The organism is Oryzisolibacter sp. LB2S (assembly GCF_040732315.1).
Classification (GTDB): Bacteria; Pseudomonadota; Gammaproteobacteria; order Burkholderiales; family Burkholderiaceae_C; genus Alicycliphilus; species Alicycliphilus soli.
On sequence record NZ_CP160388.1, the window covers coordinates 3019533 to 3037429 of the forward strand.

The window sequence follows — 17897 nt, forward strand, 5'->3', positions numbered from 1 at the left end:
CCGCACTCCTCAATAGCCGCTGCTGGCAGCCGCCTGCGCCGCGGCCGTCGGCGGGCCACGAAAGCGCGCGGCCGCCGCATCCAGACCGTCGCGCAGCACGATGGTGTCCAGCGCCACGGCGACGAACTGTGCGCCCAGCTCCAGGCATTCGCGGGCGCGCGACTCGTCCACCATCAGGATGCCGGGCGCCTTGCCGCTGGCGCGGATGCGGCGAATCGCATCGTCGATGGTGCGGTTCACCTCGGGGTGGCGCGGACGGCCGGGATAGCCGAGGCTGGCCGACAGATCCGACGGGCCGATGAAGATGCCGTCGATGCCATCGACGGCCGCAATCGCCTCGATCTGCTCCAGTGCCTCGGCCGTTTCCACCTGCACCAGCAGGCACAGCTCCTCGGCGGCCCGCGCGGCGTAGTCGGCCGTGCGCCCGAAGTTGGATGCGCGCGTCGAGCCTCCCATGCCGCGTATGCCCTCGGGCGCATAGCGGATGGCGCGCACGGCGGCCTGGGCCTCCTGTGCGTTCTGCACGAAGGGCAGCAGCAACGTCTGCGCACCGATGTCCAGGTAGCGCTTGATGAGCACGGCGTCGTTCCATGCGGGCCGCACCACCGCATGCGTGGGCAGCGTAGCCGGCGCCGGCTGCGCGGCCGCCACGGCCTGCAACTGCTGCAGCATCAGCGGCACATCGGTGGGCGTGTGCTCGGTGTCCAGCAGCACCCAGTCGTAACCCGCACCGCCGATCAGCTCGCAGACAAAGGGCGAGGGGATGGTGGACCAAAGGCCGATCTGCGTGCGACCCGCACGCAGGGCGTGCTTGAAATGGTTGATGGGCAGCATGCTCATTGGACCTGAATGTTTCCCTTTTTCACCACATCGCTCCAGCGCGCCACCTCGGCGGCGATGAAGGCAGACGCCTGCTCCGGAGTGCCGGGTGTGGTTTCGTTGCTCATGGCGGCCAGCCGCGCAACGACCTCGGGCTCGGCCAGGATGGCCTGGCATGCCTGGTTGAGCTGCTGCACGATCTCGGCCGGCATGCCCGCGGGCCCGGCCAGACTGGTCCACGAATAGTTGATGACCTGCGGCTGGCCCGCCTCCGACATCGTGGGCACGCCGGGCAGCGCCGCCAGCCGCTTGTCGCCCGTCACGGCCAGTGCGCGCAGCTTTCCGGCCTGCGCGAAGGGGATGGAGGATGTCGCGGGCACGAACAGAAGGTCGGCCTGTCCGCCCATCACGTCCGTCATGGCGGGCGCATCGCCCTTGTACGGCACGTTGTTGAAGCCGATGCCTGCTGCCTGCCTGAACAGCTCGGTCGTCATGTGGCTCGACGAGCCTATGCCCGTCAACGCCATGTTCAGGGCATCGGGCTTGGCCCTCGCCAGTGCCACCACATCCGCCACCGTGCCGGCCTTGAGCGTGGGCGAGGCCAGCAGCAGCATGGGCACGCGGCCCAGCATGGCGATGTGGGTGAAGTCCTTGCGGGCGTCGTACTTGACGTTGGGGTTCACGAGCTGGTTGATCGCATGCGTACCCGGCCCACCGATGACCAGGGTGTAGCCGTCGGGCTTGGCGCGTGCCACGGCATCGGACGCCAGCGAGCCATTGACCCCTGGCTTGTTGTCCACGATCACCGACTGCCCCAGTCGCTTGGACAGGCGCTCGCCAATCAGCCGCCCCACCACGTCCGTCTGCCCCCCCGGCGGGAACGGGATCACCAGCGTGATGGGCTTGTTCGGATAGGCCGTCTGGGCGGGCGCCGCCAGCGGAGTCAGCGCCGCGGCAAGCGCCAGGGACAGGGCCGCGCGTCGATCGAGAATGAGTCTGTGCATCGAGGTCTCCAGTAAATGATTGCGCAAGCATTTCACGCCCGGGACCAGGCCTCCATTCGGAGGTACACCAGGATTCGATCTGCTGTCGATGATGCGAATCATCGCTATCATGACAACGCAATCATTCATCATCCCGAGGCAAGATGTCGAACCGCCCCTCCCGCACGTCCTCCGCCCCGACGCTGAAAGACCTCGCCCGCCTGGCCGGTGTTTCCCCCATCACGGCCTCGCGCGCCCTGCACCGCCCCGAACTGGTGGCGGAGGCCACACGCGCCCGGGTGGCGCAGGCGGTCGAGCAGTCGGGCTATGTGCCCAACTCATTGGCCGGAGGTCTGACCTCCCGGCAGACCCGGCTGGTGGCGGCGATCGTGCCGTCGATCGGACATTCGTTGTTCTCGGACATGCTGGACGCGCTCATCACCGCATTGGCCGCAGAGCGCTATGAGACGACGCTCGGAATCTCGCGCTATGACCCCGAGCACGAGGAGACCTGGCTGGCGGCCATGCTCGGCCGCCGGCCCGATGGCGTGGTGTTGACGGGCACCGAACACACGGCGCGCACGCGCCGCCTGCTGCTCAATGCCAACATTCCCGTGGTGGAACTGTGGGACTACACGCCGCACCCGCTGGACGTGGCAATCGGCTTCTCCCAGGAGGATGCCGGCCGGGCCGCGCTGCGCCACCTCCTGGCCTGCGGCTACAGCCGACCGGCCATCCTGCGCTCGGACGACAGTCGCGCCCAGAGGCGTGGGCAAGGCTTTCTGCGCGCCGCAGCCGAGGCCGGCGCGCCCACGCCCGCACAGATCGTTTTTCCCGAGGGCAGTCCCCAGGCGGGCCGGGGACGAGAAGCCCTGGACGCACTTCGGATGCAGGCACCCGATGCAGACGCGGTTTTCTGCAGTTCGGACGCGCTGGCGCAGGGTGTTCTTGCCCATGCCCACGCACTGGGACTGGCGATTCCGCGGCAGTTTGGCGTGCTGGGCTTCGGCGACCAGGCGCTGGCCGTCGACTCCATCCCCGCACTTTCCACCGTGAAAGTGGACGGTGCCTACATCGGCCGCCTCGGCGCGGAAGCACTGATCGCCCGCATGCACGGCGCGCCAGCAGCACCCGCGAATGATGTCGGCTTTGAGGTGATCGCCCGCGCCAGCACACGCCACCGCCCGTGACAACGGCACCGCTCCTAAGCATCTGAATCCCGCCCAGATCAGAACGCCTTGGCGCGGCGAGGCGGGCATCGCCTTCCAGGCGGGGGCAAGCCCCGAGAGCGGCAACGCAGAGGTGCATGAACATCTGCCACCAGACCAAAGCTCACTACCTTCTAAATAGTTCGCTTTCTTCCTGTGTCATGAAACGGACCGGAAGCTCATGCGTATTGCCGCCAGCTATGCGGAATCCGGTAGACGCCCGAAGATGGGTTGTAGGCGTCGGCCTGGACTGTCTCCGCTACGAGTTGATTTTCTCGATGAACATCCCCTTTGCCTCACATCACCAGACTGTCACCAAGAAAAAAGCGCGCTATTTTTTGAATAGCGCGCTTTCCTTGTGTAGCTTGGTAGGGCGTGGCGGACTTGAACCGACGACCAAAGGATTATGAGTCCTCTGCTCTAACCAACTGAGCTAACGCCCCGGTTTGCGTGAAGCAAAACGCGCATTGTATGCGCTACTTCTGGTGGCTCAGGGCGTTGGTCACCAGTTTGGAGGTGATGTCCACGATCTGGATCATGCGGTCGTAGGGCATGCGGGTCGGGCCTATCACGCCCAGCGTGCCGACCACCTGGCCATCGACCTCGTAGGGTGCGCTGACCACGGACAGTTCCTCGAAGGGCACGACCTGGCTCTCGCCGCCTATGAAGATGCGCACGCCCTCGGCGCGGCTGGAGATGTCGAGCAAGCGCAGGATCTGGGTCTTCTGCTCGAACAGGTCGAACGCGCGGCGCAGGTGGCCCATGTCGCTGGAGAAATCGCTCACGGACAGCAGGTTGCGCTCGCCCGAGATCACGACCTCGTCCTGCTGCTCGGACAGCGCCTCGCTGCCCACGCTGACCGCGGCCTGCATCAGCACGGCAATTTCGCCGCGCAGGCGGTCCACCTCGAGCTTGAGGCGTTCGCGCACCTGTTCCATGGTCAGGCCGGTGTAGTGCGCGTTGAGGAAGTTGGCGGCCTCGATCAGCTGCGACTGGCTGTAGTCGGCCTCGGTGAACAGCACGCGGTTCTGCACGTCGCCGTCGGGCGAGACGATGATGACCAGCAGGCGCCGCTCGGACAGGCGCAGGAATTCGATGTGACGGAACACCGAGGCGCGGCGCGGCGCCATGACCACGCCGACGAACTGCGACAGGCTCGACAGCAGATGCGCGGCGTTGGCGATGACCTTCTGGGGCTGTTCGGGCTTGATCTGCAGGGCCGGCAGCTGCTCCTGCTGCACGGTGAGCATGGTGTCGACGAACAGCCGATATCCCTTGGCGGTGGGCACGCGGCCGGCCGAGGTGTGGGGGCTGGCGATCAGCCCGAGCTCCTCCAGGTCGGCCATCACGTTGCGTATCGTGGCGGGCGACAATTCGAGGCCCGATGCCCGCGACAAGGTCCTGGAGCCCACCGGCTGCCCGTCGGCGATGTATCGCTCGACCAGCGCCTTGAGCAATAACTTGGAGCGGTCATCCAGCATCAGGTCATTTTAATGATGTAATTTCTGCATGAAGCCCATCTTCCGTCGCGTCGCCGTCATAGGCAAATACCAGCAACCGGTGGCCGGAGCGGCATCGGGCAGCTCGCGGCACATCATTGAAAGCATTGCCCAGCTCATCGCGCAGCAGGAGTGCGAACCCACGCTGGAGGCCGATACCGCGGCCAGCACCGGCATCACCGGCTACCACACGCTGGATGTGGACGACATCGGCCGGCATTGCGACCTGTGCATCGTCGTCGGCGGCGACGGCACCATGCTGGGCGTGGGCCGCAGGCTCGCGGCCTATGGCACGCCACTGGTCGGCATCAACCAGGGGCGGCTGGGTTTCATCACGGACATTCCGCTGCAGGGTTACGAGGCGGCCCTCACGGCCATATTTCATGGCGAGTATGAAGAGGACGCAAGGCCGCTGATGCAGGCACGCGTGGAGCGCGCCGGGGAGTCGGTCTTCGAGGCGCTGGCGCTCAACGACGTGGTGGTCAACCGCGGCTCCACCTCGGGCATGGTGGAGCTGCGCGTGGAGGTGGACGGCGTGTTCGTCTCCAACCAGCGCGCCGACGGTCTCATCGTGGCCTCGCCCACGGGGTCCACGGCCTATGCGCTGTCGGCCGGCGGGCCCATGCTCCACCCCCTGATTCCCGGCTGGGTGATGGTGCCGATTGCGCCGCACACCCTCTCCAACCGGCCCATCGTGCTGCCCGACGCGGCCGAGATCGCCATCGAGGTGGTGGGCGGGCGCGACATCAGCGCCAACTTCGACATGCAGTCACTGGCCTCGCTGCAGCATGGCGACCGGATTCTGGTGCGGCGCTCGGCCCACCGCGTGTGTTTTCTGCACCCGCGCGGCTGGAGCTTCTTCGCCACCCTGCGCAAGAAGCTGCGCTGGAACGAGGGAGGCTCCTGAGCATGGCCCTCAGACGCATTGCGCTGCGCGACTTCGTCATCGTGCAGGCGCTGGACCTGGATCTGGACGCGGGCTTCACGGTGCTCACGGGCGAGACCGGCGCGGGCAAGTCGATATTGATCGATGCGCTGCAGATGCTGCTGGGCGCGCGCGCGGACACCGGCGTGATCCGCGAGGGCGCGGCGCGCACCGACATCTGCGCCGAGTTCGACACCGGCCCAGCGGCGCTGGCCGCCTGGCTCCACGAGGCCGGCTTTCCCCATGAGGATGTGCTGCTGCTGCGCCGCACCGTGGACCTGCAGGGCAAGAGCCGCGCCTGGATCAACGGCATTGCGGCCACGGCCGCGCAGATGCGCGCGCTGGGCGAGCATCTGCTCGACATCCACGGCCAGCATGCCTGGCAGAGCCTGACGCGGCCCGACGCCGTGCGCGGCCTGCTCGACGCCTATGCGGGCGCCCAGGTCGAGCCCCTGGCCGCGCTCTGGAGCGCCTGGCGCGACGCGCGCAAGGCGCTGGAGCATGCGCGCAGCGCCCAGGACACACTGCAGCAGGAGCGCGAGCGCCTGCAGTGGCAGATCGGCGAGGTCGACAGGCTCGCGCCGCGCGAGGGCGAATGGGACGAGCTCAACGCCAGCCACGCACGCCTGTCCAACGCCCAGGCGCTGCTCGACAGCGCCCATGGCGCCCTGGGCGCGCTGCAGGGCGACGAGGACGGCGGCGCCCTGAGCGCGCTGGCGCGCGCGCGCCAGCTGCTGCGGGGCCATGAACATCTCGAAGAGTCCTTTCGAGCCCTGGGCGAGGTGCTCGATTCCTGCATGGCGCAGGCCGACGACGTGGCGCATTCACTGCAGGGCTATCTGCGCCATGCCGAGCCCGACCCCGCGGCACTGGAGCGGCTGGACGCGCGCCTGTCGCAATGGATGCAGCTCGCACGCCGCTACAGGCGCCAGCCGGCCGAGCTGCCGGCGCTGCTCGAGGGCTGGAGGCAGGCGCTGCGCCGCCTGGACGACGCCGCCGATCTGGCCGTGCTCGAGGCCGCCGAGCAGAGCCATGGCGCGGCCTACCTCAAGGCCGCGCGGGCTCTGTCGCAAAAACGCGCCAAGGCCGCGCCCCGGCTGGCCCAGGCCATCACCGAGGCCATGCAGGGCCTGGGCATGACCGGCGGACGCTTCGAGGTGCAGGTGGACAAGGCGGCCGAGCCCGGCCCGCAGGGGCTCGATCAGGTGAGCTTTCTCGTCAGCAGCCACCCGGGCATGACGCCGCGCCCCGTGGGCAAGGTGGCCTCGGGCGGCGAGCTCTCGCGCATTGCGCTGGCCATCTCCGTCACCACGAGCGCGCTGGGCGAGGCGCCCACGCTGATCTTCGACGAGGTCGATTCGGGCGTGGGCGGCGCCGTGGCCGAGACCGTGGGCCGGCTCATGCAGCAGCTCGGCAGCGCGCGCCAGGTGCTGGCCGTGACCCACCTGCCCCAGGTGGCGGCCTGCGCCAACCAGCATCTGGTCGTCTCCAAGCGCCGCCAGGCCGAGGGCACGACCAGCGCCGTGGCGCCCGCCAGCGGCGAGCAGCGGGTGGCCGAGATCGCGCGCATGCTGGGCGGCGAGCGGCTGTCCGAGACCACGCTGGCCCATGCGCGGGAGATGCTGGGTGGCGCCCATCCCTCCACCACGTTTTCCTCGTCCCCCCCTCCCACCACCACAGCAGGCTGAACCATGGCATTGGAAGTCGTCGTCATCACCGGCATGTCCGGCTCGGGCAAGTCCGTTGCGCTGCACGCGCTCGAGGATGCGGGCTACTACTGCGTGGACAACCTGCCGCCGGAGCTGCTGACCTCCTTCGTCGCGCTCGAGCACGCGCACCATGGTCAGCGCGTGGCCGTGGCCATGGACGTGCGCAGCGCAACGGCCCTGCCGCTCGTGCCGCAGCAACTGCAGCGGCTGCGCGAGCAGGGCGTGATCGTGCGCTCGCTGTTTCTCGATGCCTCCACGGGCACCCTGGTGCGGCGCTTTTCCGAGACGCGCCGACGCCACCCGCTGTCGCGCGACGAGCTGCTCGAAGGCCGGCGCGCGCTGGTGCAGACGATCGAGCTCGAACGCGAGCTGCTGGCCGAGCTGCGCGCCCAGTCCCATGTCATAGACACCAGCACGCTGCGCTCCGCGCAGCTGCTGAGCTATGTGAAGGAGCTGCTCGCCCTCAAGCCCGGACAGCTGACGCTGGTGTTCGAGTCCTTTGCCTTCAAGCGCGGCGTACCCTTTGATTCGGACTATGTGTTCGACGTGCGCATGCTGCCCAACCCGCATTACGAGCCCGCGCTGCGCGCCCTCACCGGCCGGGACGAGCCCGTGGCCGAGTTTCTGCGCAACCAGCCCGAGGTGGCGCTGATGCAGTCGCATATCGCCCAGTTCCTCGAGCATTGGCTGGACGCGCTGGCGCAGAACCACCGCAGCTACGTCACCGTGGCCATCGGCTGCACGGGCGGACAGCACCGCTCGGTGTACCTCGTGGAGCAGCTCGGCGCCCAGTTTTCCGAGCGCTGGAGCACGCTGCGCCGCCACCGTGAGCTCGACGGCATCTGAGGCGCACTCTTGAATTGATAGCTGCTGGCGCCCTTCTTTTGGCCATTTGAAATGAAATTCATCTTCAAATGGCCTTGCAACAAGCGCAAGCAGCTATCAATTTTTTTGCACAAACGGCCTACAAGGCGTCGAGCAGCTTGCGCACCGGCGCCGGCAATCCCATGCCCTGCCATTGGCCCGGCGTGAACCAGCCCGCGGCCGCGGGCTCGGCGCATGACGGCGCCGGCGCCTGCCCCCGCGCCAGCACCGGGTGCAGGTGCAGGTCGCGGTGCGTGAGCACATGGGTGAACGTGGGCAGATCTTGCGTGTCGTGCGCGCCCCGGGCGCCCTCGGGGGCCAATGCCTCTTCCAGCTCCTCGCGGCTGCCATAGACGGGCGGGCAGTACAGCCCGGCCCAGATGCCCGCGGGCGGGCGCCGCGCAAGCCACAGCCGGCCCGCGTCGTCCTGACGCAGCAGCAGCCACCAGGCCTGGGCGCTGCGCTTGAGCCTGCGCGTGCGCACCGGGTAGTCCTCGGCATTGCCCTGGCGGCGCGCCACGCAGGCCTGCTGCAGCGGGCACAGCATGCAGTGCGGGTTGCGCGGCAGGCAGATGCCGGCGCCCAGATCCATCAGGCCCTGGGTGTAGCGCGGCATGGTGCGGTCGAGGTCGCCCTGGGGCAGCAAGGCCTCGGCCAAATCCCAGAGCGCGCGCTCGTTCGCGGCCTGCGCAAGGTCGGCGCCAAAGCCCAGCACGCGGGTGAGCACGCGCCGCACGTTGGCGTCCAGAATCGGGGCGCGCACGCCAAAGCAGAACGCGGCAATGGCGCCGGCCGTGGATCGGCCAATGCCCGGCAGCACGGCAAGCTCGGCCACGGTGCGCGGAAACGCGCCGCCATGCGCGCTCACCACGATCTGCGCGCAGCGGTGCAGGTTGCGCGCGCGGCTGTAGTAGCCCAGCCCGCTCCACAGGGCCAGCACATCATCCTGTGGCGCCGCAGCCAGGGCGCGCACGTCGGGAAAGCGCTCGAGAAACCGCGCGTAGTAGTCCAGCACCGTGGCCACCTGGGTCTGCTGCAGCATGATCTCGGACAGCCACACGCGATACGGGTCGCGCGTGTTCTGCCAGGGCAGCGCATTGCGCCCATGTTCGGCCTGCCAGCGCACCACCTGCGCGGCGATCTGCACCGCGGGCACGCTCATGCCGAGGTCGTCAGGGGCTGCGGAACGGTGGCTGCCTGATCCTGCCCGGCCGGCGCGTCGTGATCGACCGGTTGCTGCACGAGTTCGGCCGTGAGCTCGAGCAGGCGCGACTCGATGCCGCCCAGACCCTGCTCGGCCGCCTCGATCTCGGCAATGCGCTCGACCAGCCCGCTGGCGGCCTGCTGGATGCGATCGACCGCCTCCATGCGGCGCACAAAGCTGCGCTCGCGCTCACGCAGCTGCGCGTCGAGCTGAGCGAGGGCCGTCTTGCTCCAGAGCTCAAGGTCATTGGCAACGGCCTCGTACACCGTGCGCACGCGCATGGCGAGGGCGCGCAGCAGGCGCTGCGCCTGCTCCTGCGGCGCCAGGCGCAGCGCGCTGACCACGCCCACATACTGCAGATGGCGCTGCTCGATGAGCGAGAGCTCCGCCACATGGTCCTGCATCGCGGGTGCGGCGGGCACCTGCAGCGAAAAGCCGTAGTCGGCATTGAGCTGGCGGAAGGTACCGCCGAGCATGGCGTGGATCTCGATGCCTGCCGCCTCGGCCTCCTGCAGGGTCGCACGCACGCGCGCAAAGGTCTCGCCATACACCTTGCGCACGCCGAGCCTGACGCCCGTGCCCTGCAACGCATCGCCCAGGGCCTGCAGCTGCGCCTTCAGCCCACCCGGGCCGAGCTGCAGAAACAGCTTGCGCAGCATCTTCAGGTGCACGGCCCTGAGGGCCTGGATGCGCGTGGCACTGGCCTCGAACTCGCGCTGCTCGACCTCGATGCGCGCGCGCATGGCCTCTATGACCGATGCGTTCTTGCCGCGCAGGCTGCGCAGCTCCAGCATCTGGTCGTCCAGGTCGCGGCGGCGGATGTTGATCACGCGCCGCACCTCGGCCTGCAGGCTGGCCACGCCGCTGGCCACGGTGGCGCGCAATATGGCCTGGCGCCGGCCCATGATGCCCGTGGCCAGCGCCACCTCGAGCTGCGGCAGGGCGCTGGCCTGCAGCAGCATGTCGTCGCACCGTATCTTGGCCTGCAGGCCCTTGAGCGCCGATACGGCCATCACCTGGCTCGCCGGCACGCCCAGCACCTCGGCCGATTCGAGGCGCTGGCGCTCGATCTGCGCCTGCACCTGTTCGGGCGGGCTGAGCGCATCCCACAGCGTGTCGATCTTGTTGAGCACCACGAGCCGCTCGTCGAAGGCGTCCTCGGCCATGCCCAGGTAGTCGCGCCAGATCGACAGATCCGAGCGCGTCACGCCCGTGTCCGCCGCGAGCAGGAACACCACGGCATGCGCCTGGGGAATGAGATTGATGGTCAGCTCGGGCTCGGCCCCCACGGCGTTGAGGCCCGGGGTGTCGAGAATCACCAGCCCCTGCTTGAGCAGCGGGTGCGGCAGGTTCACGATGGCGTGGCGCCACATGGGCACCTGCACCATGCCGGCCTCGTCCTGCAGGGGGTTGTCGGCGTCGGCCGCGTCGCTCCAGAAACCCAGGGCACGTGCATCGTCCACGGTGACACGGCGCATCTGCGACACCTTCGCTATCGCCGCAGCCATCTGCTCGGCGTCGTCGGTGTTCAGCGCCAGCCTGACCCAGCTGCCGGGCCTGAGCCGCCACTCCGCCACCCCGAGCGGCTGCAGGCGGGTCTCGATCGGAAGCAGCCGCAGACAGGGCTCCATGCCGGCCTCGAAGCACAGCTCCGTGGGGCACATGGTGGTGCGCCCCGCGCCCGCCGGCATGATGCGCCGCCCATAGCCCGCGAAGAAGATGGCGTTGATGAGCTCGGACTTGCCGCGCGAGAACTCCGCCACGAAGGCCACGGTCACCTTGTCGCTGCGCACCTGCTCCTCCAGGCGCCGAAGCCGCTCCTGGACGGCCGTGTCCATGAGCTCGTGCGCGCCCATCCATTGCTCCAGCCGCTGCAGCCGTTGCGCAAACGCGCGCCGCCAGGCGCCATGCTGGTCAAACCGTTGATTGAATGAGGATGTGGGGCTCACGTCGTTCCCGGAATATCAATGCGCGCCAAGCCCGCGCGCCCGCAGGGGCGAGAGGCGGCAATATAGCACCCGCACAGGCCGCAACCGACGGCGGCGCAGGCGGCCCCATCAGTCAGGGCCTCTGGCAATGCGGACAGAAATAGCTGCTGCGCTGGCCCTGGCGCAGCATCTGCACGGGTGTGCCGCAGACCGTGCACGGCAGGCCCTCGCGGCCGTAGACATGGGTCTGAGTCTGGAAATGGCCGGAGCCGCCGTCGGGGCCGTGGAAATCCCGCAGCGTGCTGCCCCCCTGCTGCACGGCCCTTGCCAGCACCTCGCGGATCGCGGCATGCAGGCGCCGTGCGCGCTGCTCGCCAATGCGGCTCGCGCGCGTCGTCGGCCGTATGCGCGCGAGAAACAGCACCTCCGAGGCATAGATGTTGCCCACGCCAACCACCAGTCTGCCCGCCAGCAGCAGCTGCTTGATGGGCATGCGACTGGCCCGCAGGCCGGCATGAAACGCGGAGAAGTCGAAACCATCGCCCAGGGGCTCGACGCCCAGCGCGTCAAGCAGCTTGCGCGCACGCGGATCGTCCTCGCCCGCGGCCCACACCACGGCGCCAAAGCGGCGCGGATCGTGCAGGCGCAGCGTGCCGCGGTCGGTGACCATCTCAAAGTGGTCATGCACGCCGCGCGGGGGCAGCTCCGATGCAAAGCGCAGGCTGCCCGACATGCCCAGATGCACGAGCAGCAAGCCCTCCTGCAGGTCCAGCAGCAGGTACTTGCCACGCCTGCGCACGGCCAGCACGCGTTGCCCCACGAGTGCCGCCGGCGCGATGCCCAGCGGCCAGCGCAGCGGCTTGCCCAGGTGCAGGGCGCGAATCGTCGCACCGGTCACGGGGTCGGCCAAGCCACGCCGGGTGACCTCGACCTCGGGCAGCTCAGGCATGAAGATATGTCTCGAGAACTCGCAAAACCATGGATTATTATGAGCCGATGGACTTCTCTCAGCGTTTCTGGCGGGCCGCCCTGGTCTCGGTGATCACGGCCGCCGCATGGCCGGCCCATGCACAGCCCGGCACATCCGAACCGCCGGCTTCATCCTCCGCTGAAGACAGGGACGGTGCGGCCAGTGCCGCGCTCAATGCCGAGCTGTTCTACGAGCTGCTGCTCGGCGAGATGACGACCCGCGCGGGCGACCCGGCCCTGGGCTACAACCTCATACTGGACGCTGCGCGGCGCAGCGGCGACGCGCAGCTGTATCGCCGCGCCACCGACATCGCGCTGCAGGCACGCTCGGGCGAGTCGGCCCTGGCCGCGGTCCACGCATGGCAGCAGGCATTGCCGCAGTCACGCGATGCCAACCGCTACCTGCTGCGCATTCTGGTGGCGCTCAACCGCATCGAGGACAGCGCCGCGCCGCTGCGCCGGGAGCTCGCGCAGTCGTCCACGCGAGAGAAGATCTCGGCCATACGCAGCCTGCCCATGCTCTATGCGCGCGCAGGCGACAAGGCACTGGCCGCGCGCATCGTGCGCGAAGCGCTGCAGGGCGAACTCAGCCACCCCGCCGTGGGCCCGACCGCCTGGACCAGCCTGGGGCGCATGTATCTCGCCGCCGACGACAGGGGCGACGCGCTGGAGGCCGCGGGCAATGCGCTGGCGCAGGATCCCGAGGACGATGGTGCGGCCATGCTGGCCGTACAGCTGCTCGAGGCGGGGGTCACACAGGCGGAACCCCTGCTCGCACGTTATCTGGGCGGCGAGCCCGCCCCCGAGGTGCGCATGAGCTACGCGCGGGTGCTCATAGAGTCTCAGCGCCTGAACGATGCCCTGACGCAGGTGCAGGCCGTCACACGCGACCATCCCGACCTTGCGCAGGCCTGGCTGATCCAGGCGACGCTGCAGCTGCAGGCCAATCGACTGGACGAGGCCGAATCGTCGCTGCAGCGGTTCACCGAGCAGCAGAGCACCCTCACGGACAACGAGCAGCGCAAGCAGGCCATGAACCAGGCCTATCTCATGCACGCCCAGATCGCCGAAAAGCGCGGTGATCTCGCCAAGGCACAGGGCTGGCTGGCGCGCATCGAGGACGCATCCGAGCTGCTGGCCGTCCAGAGCCGGCGCGCCTCGCTGCTGGCGCGCCAGGGCCGGCTCGCCGAGGCCCGTGCGCTGATCCGCGCGACGCCCACCCACGATGCCGAGGGCGAGCGCCTCAAGATGCAGGCCGAGGTGCAGCTGCTGCGTGAGGCGGGTCACTACCGCGAGGCCTATGAGCTGCAGGGCAAGCTCGTCGCTCTCTCTCCCCAGGACGACGACCTCGTCTACGACCAGGCCATGCTGGCCGAGAAGGCCAAGCGCCCCAGGGACATGGAGCGCCTGCTGCGCAGCATCATCGCGCGCAAACCCGATCACCACCATGCGCTCAACGCACTGGGCTTTACGCTGGCCGACCGCGGCGTGCGCCTGCAGGAAGCCAAGGCACTGATCACCAAGGCGCTCGAGCTCGCGCCCCAGGACCCCTTCATCACCGACAGCCTCGGATGGGTCGAGTTTCGCCTGGGCCACCACCAGGAGGCGCTGACGATTCTCGAGCGCGCCTTCGACATACGCCGCGACGCGGAAATCGCCGCCCACCTGGGCGAGGTGCTGTGGCACCTGGGGCAGCGCGAGCGCGCACTCGCCATCTGGCGCGAGGGTCTGAGCATCGACAAGGACAATGTGACGCTGCGGGACACCATCAAGCGCCTGGGAGCGCATCCTTGAATGCCGCGCACACCGGCCGCCCCCGGCGCGGCCGACTGCTGCTGGCCGGCCTTTGCGGCGCCCTGCTCGCGGCCTGCGCCCAGCCGCCGCGCCCGAGCGGCGCCGCCCCCGACCACTGGAGCGGCCGGCTGGCCGTGCAGGTCGAAGACGAGGCGAGCCGCTCCTTCAATGCCGGCTTCGAGCTCATGGGCGGCCCCGATGCGGGCGCGCTCACGCTGTTCAATCCGCTGGGCAACGTCATCGCCAAACTCAAGTGGTCCGCCGGACATGCCGAGCTCGACAATGGCACGGAGGTCCGCAGGTCCACCTCCCTGCCGGCCCTGGTATATGAGCTCACGGGGACCGAGCTGCCCATAGCGGCCCTGTTCGGCTGGCTCAGGGGCGAGCAGGTTCAGGCCACCGGCTGGGAGGCCGACCTGAGCGCCCTGGACCGGGGCCGCGTCACGGCCACGCGCCACAGCCCGGCGCCGCGCACCGAGCTGCGCATCATCCTGAGTCTCTGAACCCCATGCATAGCCTGTATGACGTGCCCGCGCCGGCCAAGCTGAACCTGTTCCTGCATGTCACGGGCCGCAGGCCCGATGGCTACCATCTGCTGCAGTCCGTGTTCATGCTGATCGACTGGTGCGACACCCTGCACTTCGAGCTGCGCGCCGATGGTGGCATCTCGCGCGAGGACCTGACCCTGACCCTGCCCGCCGACGACCTGGTGCTGCGCGCCGCGCGTGCGCTGCAGGCGGCGACCGGATGCCGCATGGGCGCCCATATCGGCGTGCACAAGCGCATTCCGGCCCAGGCGGGCATGGGAGGAGGCTCGTCCGATGCGGCCAGCACCCTGCTCGCGCTCAACCGGCTCTGGCGCCTGAATCTGCCCCGCGCGCGGCTGCAGGCCATAGGCCTCGCCCTGGGCGCCGACGTGCCGTTTTTCCTGTGCGGACGCAACGCCTGGGTGGAGGGCATTGGCGACATCATCCGCCCCCTCGGGCCGGAGCACGAACTGCCGCACACCCGCCTCGTCGTCGTCAAGCCCGAGGCTGGCCTGGACACCAAGGCAATTTTTTCGCATCCATTGCTCAGACGCGATTCAGCTGATGCTACAATCCAAGGCTTTGCTGCAGCACCCTACCAATTTGGCAGGAACGATCTGCAGCCGGTTGCGCAGATGCTGTGCCCCGAGGTCGATCAGGCTCTTGCCTGGCTGGCCACCAAGGGATTACAGGCGCGCATGACCGGCTCCGGTAGTGCAGTGTTTGCGCAAACCGCACATGATGTCGATTTGAATGATGCGAATGCAACATGGCAGACAAAAATGTGCGATAATCTGAGGCTTCATCCACTACAGGATTGGGTCTTGGATGAAGAGATAAAGGGTTGACTGCACCATGGCAGTCGACCTGTGTAGGGGAGTAGCCAAGTTGGTTAAGGCACCGGATTTTGATTCCGGCATGCGAGGGTTCGAATCCTTCCTCCCCTGCCAAAATTCATATCCCGTACGGGACAATCACCCAGACTGCCGAGTCGATCATGCATTCCAATACCCCTGATTTTCTGGTTTTCACGGGTAATGCCAACCCCGGCCTGGCTTCCGAAATCGTGCAGCATCTGGGCACCCAGCTGGGCGCCATCGATGTGGGGCGCTTTTCCGACGGCGAGGTGACGGTCGAGATCAAGCAGAACGTGCGCGCCCGCGATGTGTTCGTGGTGCAGCCGACCTGCGCGCCGACCAACGAAAACCTCATGGAGCTCCTGATCATGGTCGACGCGCTCAAGCGCGCATCGGCCGAACGCATCAGCGCCGTGATCCCCTACTTCGGCTATGCCCGCCAGGACCGCCGCCCGCGCTCCACGCGCGTGCCGATCTCGGCCAAGGTCGTGGCCAACATGCTGCAGGCCGTGGGCGTGGCCCGCGTGCTGACCATGGATCTGCATGCCGACCAGATCCAGGGCTTCTTCGACATTCCGGTGGACAACATCTACGCCTCGCCGGTGCTGCTGCGTGACCTGGACCAGAAGAAGTACGAGAACCTCATCGTCGTCAGCCCCGACGTGGGTGGCGTGGTGCGCGCACGTGCCCTGGCCAAGCAGCTGGGCACGGATCTGGCCATCATCGACAAGCGCCGTCCCAAGGCCAATGTGTCCGAGGTCATGCATGTCATCGGCGACATCGACGGCCGCAACTGCGTGATCATGGACGACATGATCGACACCGCAGGCACGCTGGTGAAGGCCGCCGAGGTGCTCAAGGAGCGTGGCGCGAAGAACGTCTACGCCTATTGCACGCACCCCATCTTCTCGGGCCCGGCCATCGAGCGCATCGCCAAGGGCACGGCCCTCGACGAGGTCGTGGTGACCAACACCATCCCCCTGAGCGAAGCCGCCAAGGGGTGCAACAAGATTCGCCAGCTCTCCGTGGCGCCGCTGATCGCCGAGGTGATCCAGCGCATCTCCAAGGGAGAGTCGGTATCGAGCCTGTTCTCCGACTGAGCGTCGGCGAACATCACGCAGGCCTCATGCCCGAACGGGTATGGGGTCTTTTTCAACAGTGGGCCAGGCTGGTCGCGGCCGGCCCCATCAGGAGTCAGTCATGCAATTCGTCGCTTTTGAGCGCGCCAAGCAAGGTACGGGTGCGAGCCGCCGTCTGCGCATTTCGGGCAAGACCCCCGGCATCGTCTACGGTGGCGGTGCCGAGCCCCAACAGATCGAACTCGATCACAACGCCCTGTGGCACGCCCTCAAGAAGGAAGCCTTCCACTCCAGCATCCTGGACATGGAACTGAACGGCCAGGTCACCAAGGTGCTGCTGCGTGACGTGCAGTACCACCCGTTCAAGCAGCAGGTGCTGCACGTGGACTTCCAGCGCGTGGACGAGAAGACCCGCGTGCACCTGAAGGTGCCGCTGCACTTCGAAGGCCTGGAAGCCTCGCCCGCCGTGAAGTCCGAAGGCTGCACGGTCACCCCGCTGATCCACGAAGTCGACGTGATGTGCATGCCCTCGCAGCTGCCCGAGTTCGTCACCGTGGACCTGAGCGGCCTGACCTCCAAGTCCACCCTGGGCGTGCAGTCGCTGAAGGTGCCCCATGGCGTGAAGGTCATCGTGCGCGGCTCCAACAAGAACCCCGCCCTGGTGTCCATCAAGCTGCCCGAAGTGGTGGTCGACGCCGCTGCCGCACCGGCACCCGCCGCCGCACCGGCCAAGAAGGGCAAGAAGTAAGCATTGCTTGCCTGGCCGCGCCCCAAGGTGCGCGGCCCACAGACCAACGGCCCACGCCTGCGTGGGCCGTTTGCATTTGAGCCCCACGGATAATCGCCGCCATGATCAAACTGTTTGTCGGCCTGGGCAACCCGGGCCCGGAGTACGAGGCCACGCGCCACAACGCGGGCTTCTGGTGGGTGGACGCGCTGGCGCGCGAGTTGAAGGCCACGCTGGTGCCCGAGCGCGCCTACCACGGCCTGATGGCGCGCACCAGCGTCGGCGGCCACAGCGTCTGGCTGCTCGAGCCGCAGACCTTCATGAACCTCTCGGGCAAGTCCGTGGCGGCCCTGGCGCGCTTCTACAAGATCGCCCCCGAGGAAATCCTCGTCGTGCATGACGAGCTCGACCTGCCACCGGGCCAGGCCAAGCTCAAGCGCGGCGGCAGCCATGCGGGCCACAACGGGCTGCGCGACATCCACGCCCAGCTCGGCAGCAGTGACTACTGGCGCCTGCGCCTGGGCATTGGCCACCCGGGCGTGAAGTCCGAGGTCGTCCATTGGGTGCTCAAGAAACCCGCGCCCGACCAGCGCCAGCTCATCGAGGACAGCATCGCCCATTCGCTCAAGGCCTGGCCCGCCATGCTCGCGGGCGACATGGACAAGGCCACGCTGCAGGTGCACACCACCAAGCCCCCGCGCCCCAAGCCGCCCAGACCCGCACCGCCGGCCACGCCCCAGGATGCTGCGGCATAACTATGCTTTTGATAGCTGGTCGCGCTTGTCAGACGGACGTCTCACCCGTT

At 68.0% G+C, this 17897-nt stretch carries 16 protein-coding genes and 2 tRNA genes; 11 read left to right on the top strand and 7 right to left on the bottom strand.

Features of this window, described 5'->3' with window-relative positions; translation table 11 throughout:
• Positions 1 to 9: 9 nt before the first annotated feature.
• Positions 10 to 840, bottom strand: a complete 831-nt coding sequence (locus ABUE11_RS14245; RefSeq protein WP_367065939.1) for an HpcH/HpaI aldolase/citrate lyase family protein — start codon at positions 838 to 840, stop codon at positions 10 to 12.
• The gene (locus ABUE11_RS14250; RefSeq protein ID WP_367065940.1) at positions 837 to 1823 is read right to left on the bottom strand and encodes a tripartite tricarboxylate transporter substrate binding protein; all 987 of its coding nucleotides are present in this window, start codon (positions 1821 to 1823) and stop codon (positions 837 to 839) included. Before ABUE11_RS14250 ends, ABUE11_RS14245 begins: the two co-directional genes overlap by 4 nt.
• Positions 1824 to 1966: 143 nt before the next feature.
• On the opposite strand from ABUE11_RS14250, the gene ABUE11_RS14255 reads away from it, so the two are divergent.
• Positions 1967 to 2992 carry a LacI family DNA-binding transcriptional regulator gene (locus ABUE11_RS14255; protein ID WP_367065942.1) on the top strand — a complete coding sequence of 342 codons (1026 nt, stop codon included), beginning with the start codon at positions 1967 to 1969 and terminating at the stop codon, positions 2990 to 2992.
• A gap of 384 nt (positions 2993 to 3376) precedes the next feature.
• Here ABUE11_RS14255 and ABUE11_RS14260 read toward each other — a convergent pair.
• Both ABUE11_RS14260 and hrcA read right to left on the bottom strand, forming a co-directional pair.
• A tRNA-Ile gene (locus ABUE11_RS14260) sits at positions 3377 to 3453 on the bottom strand.
• A gap of 33 nt (positions 3454 to 3486) precedes the next feature.
• On the bottom strand, positions 3487 to 4491 hold the full coding sequence (gene hrcA / locus ABUE11_RS14265) for a heat-inducible transcriptional repressor HrcA (RefSeq protein WP_367065943.1): 1005 nt from the start codon (positions 4489 to 4491) through the stop codon (positions 3487 to 3489).
• A gap of 28 nt (positions 4492 to 4519) precedes the next feature.
• Here hrcA and ABUE11_RS14270 point away from each other — a divergent pair, with 28 nt between their 5' ends.
• The 3 genes from ABUE11_RS14270 to rapZ are packed head-to-tail and all read left to right on the top strand — an operon-like array spanning position 4520 to position 7989.
• Positions 4520 to 5416 carry an NAD kinase gene (locus ABUE11_RS14270; RefSeq protein ID WP_367065944.1) on the top strand — a complete coding sequence of 299 codons (897 nt, stop codon included), beginning with the start codon at positions 4520 to 4522 and terminating at the stop codon, positions 5414 to 5416.
• Positions 5417 to 5418: 2 nt separating this feature from the next.
• A complete protein-coding gene (recN, locus tag ABUE11_RS14275) occupies positions 5419 to 7122 on the top strand; it encodes a DNA repair protein RecN (RefSeq protein ID WP_367065945.1) in 1704 nt (567 codons plus the stop codon).
• A 3-nt stretch (positions 7123 to 7125) separates the two neighbouring features.
• Positions 7126 to 7989 carry an RNase adapter RapZ gene (gene rapZ, locus ABUE11_RS14280; RefSeq protein WP_367065947.1) on the top strand — a complete coding sequence of 288 codons (864 nt, stop codon included), beginning with the start codon at positions 7126 to 7128 and terminating at the stop codon, positions 7987 to 7989.
• 118 nt (positions 7990 to 8107) lie between these two features.
• Here rapZ and mutY read toward each other — a convergent pair whose 3' ends face one another.
• From mutY to mutM, 3 genes are all read right to left on the bottom strand, one after another.
• Positions 8108 to 9169: an A/G-specific adenine glycosylase gene (mutY, locus tag ABUE11_RS14285; RefSeq protein WP_367065948.1), complete on the bottom strand. Its 1062-nt coding sequence runs from the start codon at positions 9167 to 9169 to the stop codon at positions 8108 to 8110.
• Positions 9166 to 11067: a dynamin family protein gene (locus ABUE11_RS14290; RefSeq protein WP_367068828.1), complete on the bottom strand. Its 1902-nt coding sequence runs from the start codon at positions 11065 to 11067 to the stop codon at positions 9166 to 9168. The genes mutY and ABUE11_RS14290 overlap by 4 nt, the downstream gene beginning before the upstream one ends.
• A gap of 205 nt (positions 11068 to 11272) precedes the next feature.
• Positions 11273 to 12088, bottom strand: a complete 816-nt coding sequence (gene mutM, locus ABUE11_RS14295; RefSeq protein ID WP_367065949.1) for a bifunctional DNA-formamidopyrimidine glycosylase/DNA-(apurinic or apyrimidinic site) lyase — start codon at positions 12086 to 12088, stop codon at positions 11273 to 11275.
• Between the two features lie 29 nt (positions 12089 to 12117).
• Between mutM and ABUE11_RS14300 the strand changes: the two genes are divergently transcribed.
• From ABUE11_RS14300 to pth, 7 genes are all read left to right on the top strand, one after another.
• Positions 12118 to 13902 (top strand): tetratricopeptide repeat protein, encoded by a 1785-nt coding sequence (locus ABUE11_RS14300; RefSeq protein WP_367065950.1) that lies wholly within the window; start codon positions 12118 to 12120, stop codon positions 13900 to 13902.
• Positions 13899 to 14405, top strand: coding sequence for a lipoprotein insertase outer membrane protein LolB (locus ABUE11_RS14305; protein WP_367065951.1), 507 nt, complete (start codon positions 13899 to 13901; stop codon positions 14403 to 14405). Before ABUE11_RS14300 ends, ABUE11_RS14305 begins: the two co-directional genes overlap by 4 nt.
• Before the next feature lie 5 nt (positions 14406 to 14410).
• Positions 14411 to 15277, top strand: coding sequence for a 4-(cytidine 5'-diphospho)-2-C-methyl-D-erythritol kinase (gene ispE / locus ABUE11_RS14310; protein WP_367065953.1), 867 nt, complete (start codon positions 14411 to 14413; stop codon positions 15275 to 15277).
• A gap of 25 nt (positions 15278 to 15302) precedes the next feature.
• Positions 15303 to 15379, top strand: a tRNA-Gln gene (locus tag ABUE11_RS14315).
• A gap of 47 nt (positions 15380 to 15426) precedes the next feature.
• Complete coding sequence (locus ABUE11_RS14320; protein ID WP_367065954.1) at positions 15427 to 16386, top strand: ribose-phosphate pyrophosphokinase; 960 nt, start codon at positions 15427 to 15429, stop codon at positions 16384 to 16386.
• Positions 16387 to 16486: 100 nt separating this feature from the next.
• The gene (locus ABUE11_RS14325) at positions 16487 to 17113 is read left to right on the top strand and encodes a 50S ribosomal protein L25/general stress protein Ctc (protein WP_367065955.1); all 627 of its coding nucleotides are present in this window, start codon (positions 16487 to 16489) and stop codon (positions 17111 to 17113) included.
• A gap of 101 nt (positions 17114 to 17214) precedes the next feature.
• Positions 17215 to 17847 carry an aminoacyl-tRNA hydrolase gene (pth, locus tag ABUE11_RS14330; RefSeq protein WP_367065956.1) on the top strand — a complete coding sequence of 211 codons (633 nt, stop codon included), beginning with the start codon at positions 17215 to 17217 and terminating at the stop codon, positions 17845 to 17847.
• Positions 17848 to 17897 lie beyond the last annotated feature (50 nt).

Excerpts from the sequence above, each read along its gene's own strand:
- ABUE11_RS14245 (WP_367065939.1), bottom strand. The coding sequence starts at position 840 with ATGAGCATGCTGCCCATCAACCATTTCAAGCACGCCCTGCGTGCGGGT.
- ABUE11_RS14325 (WP_367065955.1), top strand. The coding sequence starts at position 16,487 with ATGCAATTCGTCGCTTTTGAGCGCGCCAAGCAAGGTACGGGTGCGAGC.
- hrcA (WP_367065943.1), bottom strand. The coding sequence starts at position 4,491 with ATGCTGGATGACCGCTCCAAGTTATTGCTCAAGGCGCTGGTCGAGCGA.
- ABUE11_RS14255 (WP_367065942.1), top strand. The coding sequence starts at position 1,967 with ATGTCGAACCGCCCCTCCCGCACGTCCTCCGCCCCGACGCTGAAAGAC.
- recN (WP_367065945.1), top strand. The coding sequence starts at position 5,419 with ATGGCCCTCAGACGCATTGCGCTGCGCGACTTCGTCATCGTGCAGGCG.
- ABUE11_RS14270 (WP_367065944.1), top strand. The coding sequence starts at position 4,520 with ATGAAGCCCATCTTCCGTCGCGTCGCCGTCATAGGCAAATACCAGCAA.
- rapZ (WP_367065947.1), top strand. The coding sequence starts at position 7,126 with ATGGCATTGGAAGTCGTCGTCATCACCGGCATGTCCGGCTCGGGCAAG.
- ispE (WP_367065953.1), top strand. The coding sequence starts at position 14,411 with ATGCATAGCCTGTATGACGTGCCCGCGCCGGCCAAGCTGAACCTGTTC.
- ABUE11_RS14250 (WP_367065940.1), bottom strand. The coding sequence starts at position 1,823 with ATGCACAGACTCATTCTCGATCGACGCGCGGCCCTGTCCCTGGCGCTT.
- ABUE11_RS14320 (WP_367065954.1), top strand. The coding sequence starts at position 15,427 with ATGCATTCCAATACCCCTGATTTTCTGGTTTTCACGGGTAATGCCAAC.
- mutY (WP_367065948.1), bottom strand. The coding sequence starts at position 9,169 with ATGAGCGTGCCCGCGGTGCAGATCGCCGCGCAGGTGGTGCGCTGGCAG.
- ABUE11_RS14290 (WP_367068828.1), bottom strand. The coding sequence starts at position 11,067 with ATGGGCGCGCACGAGCTCATGGACACGGCCGTCCAGGAGCGGCTTCGG.
- ABUE11_RS14300 (WP_367065950.1), top strand. The coding sequence starts at position 12,118 with ATGGATTATTATGAGCCGATGGACTTCTCTCAGCGTTTCTGGCGGGCC.
- mutM (WP_367065949.1), bottom strand. The coding sequence starts at position 12,088 with ATGCCTGAGCTGCCCGAGGTCGAGGTCACCCGGCGTGGCTTGGCCGAC.
- pth (WP_367065956.1), top strand. The coding sequence starts at position 17,215 with ATGATCAAACTGTTTGTCGGCCTGGGCAACCCGGGCCCGGAGTACGAG.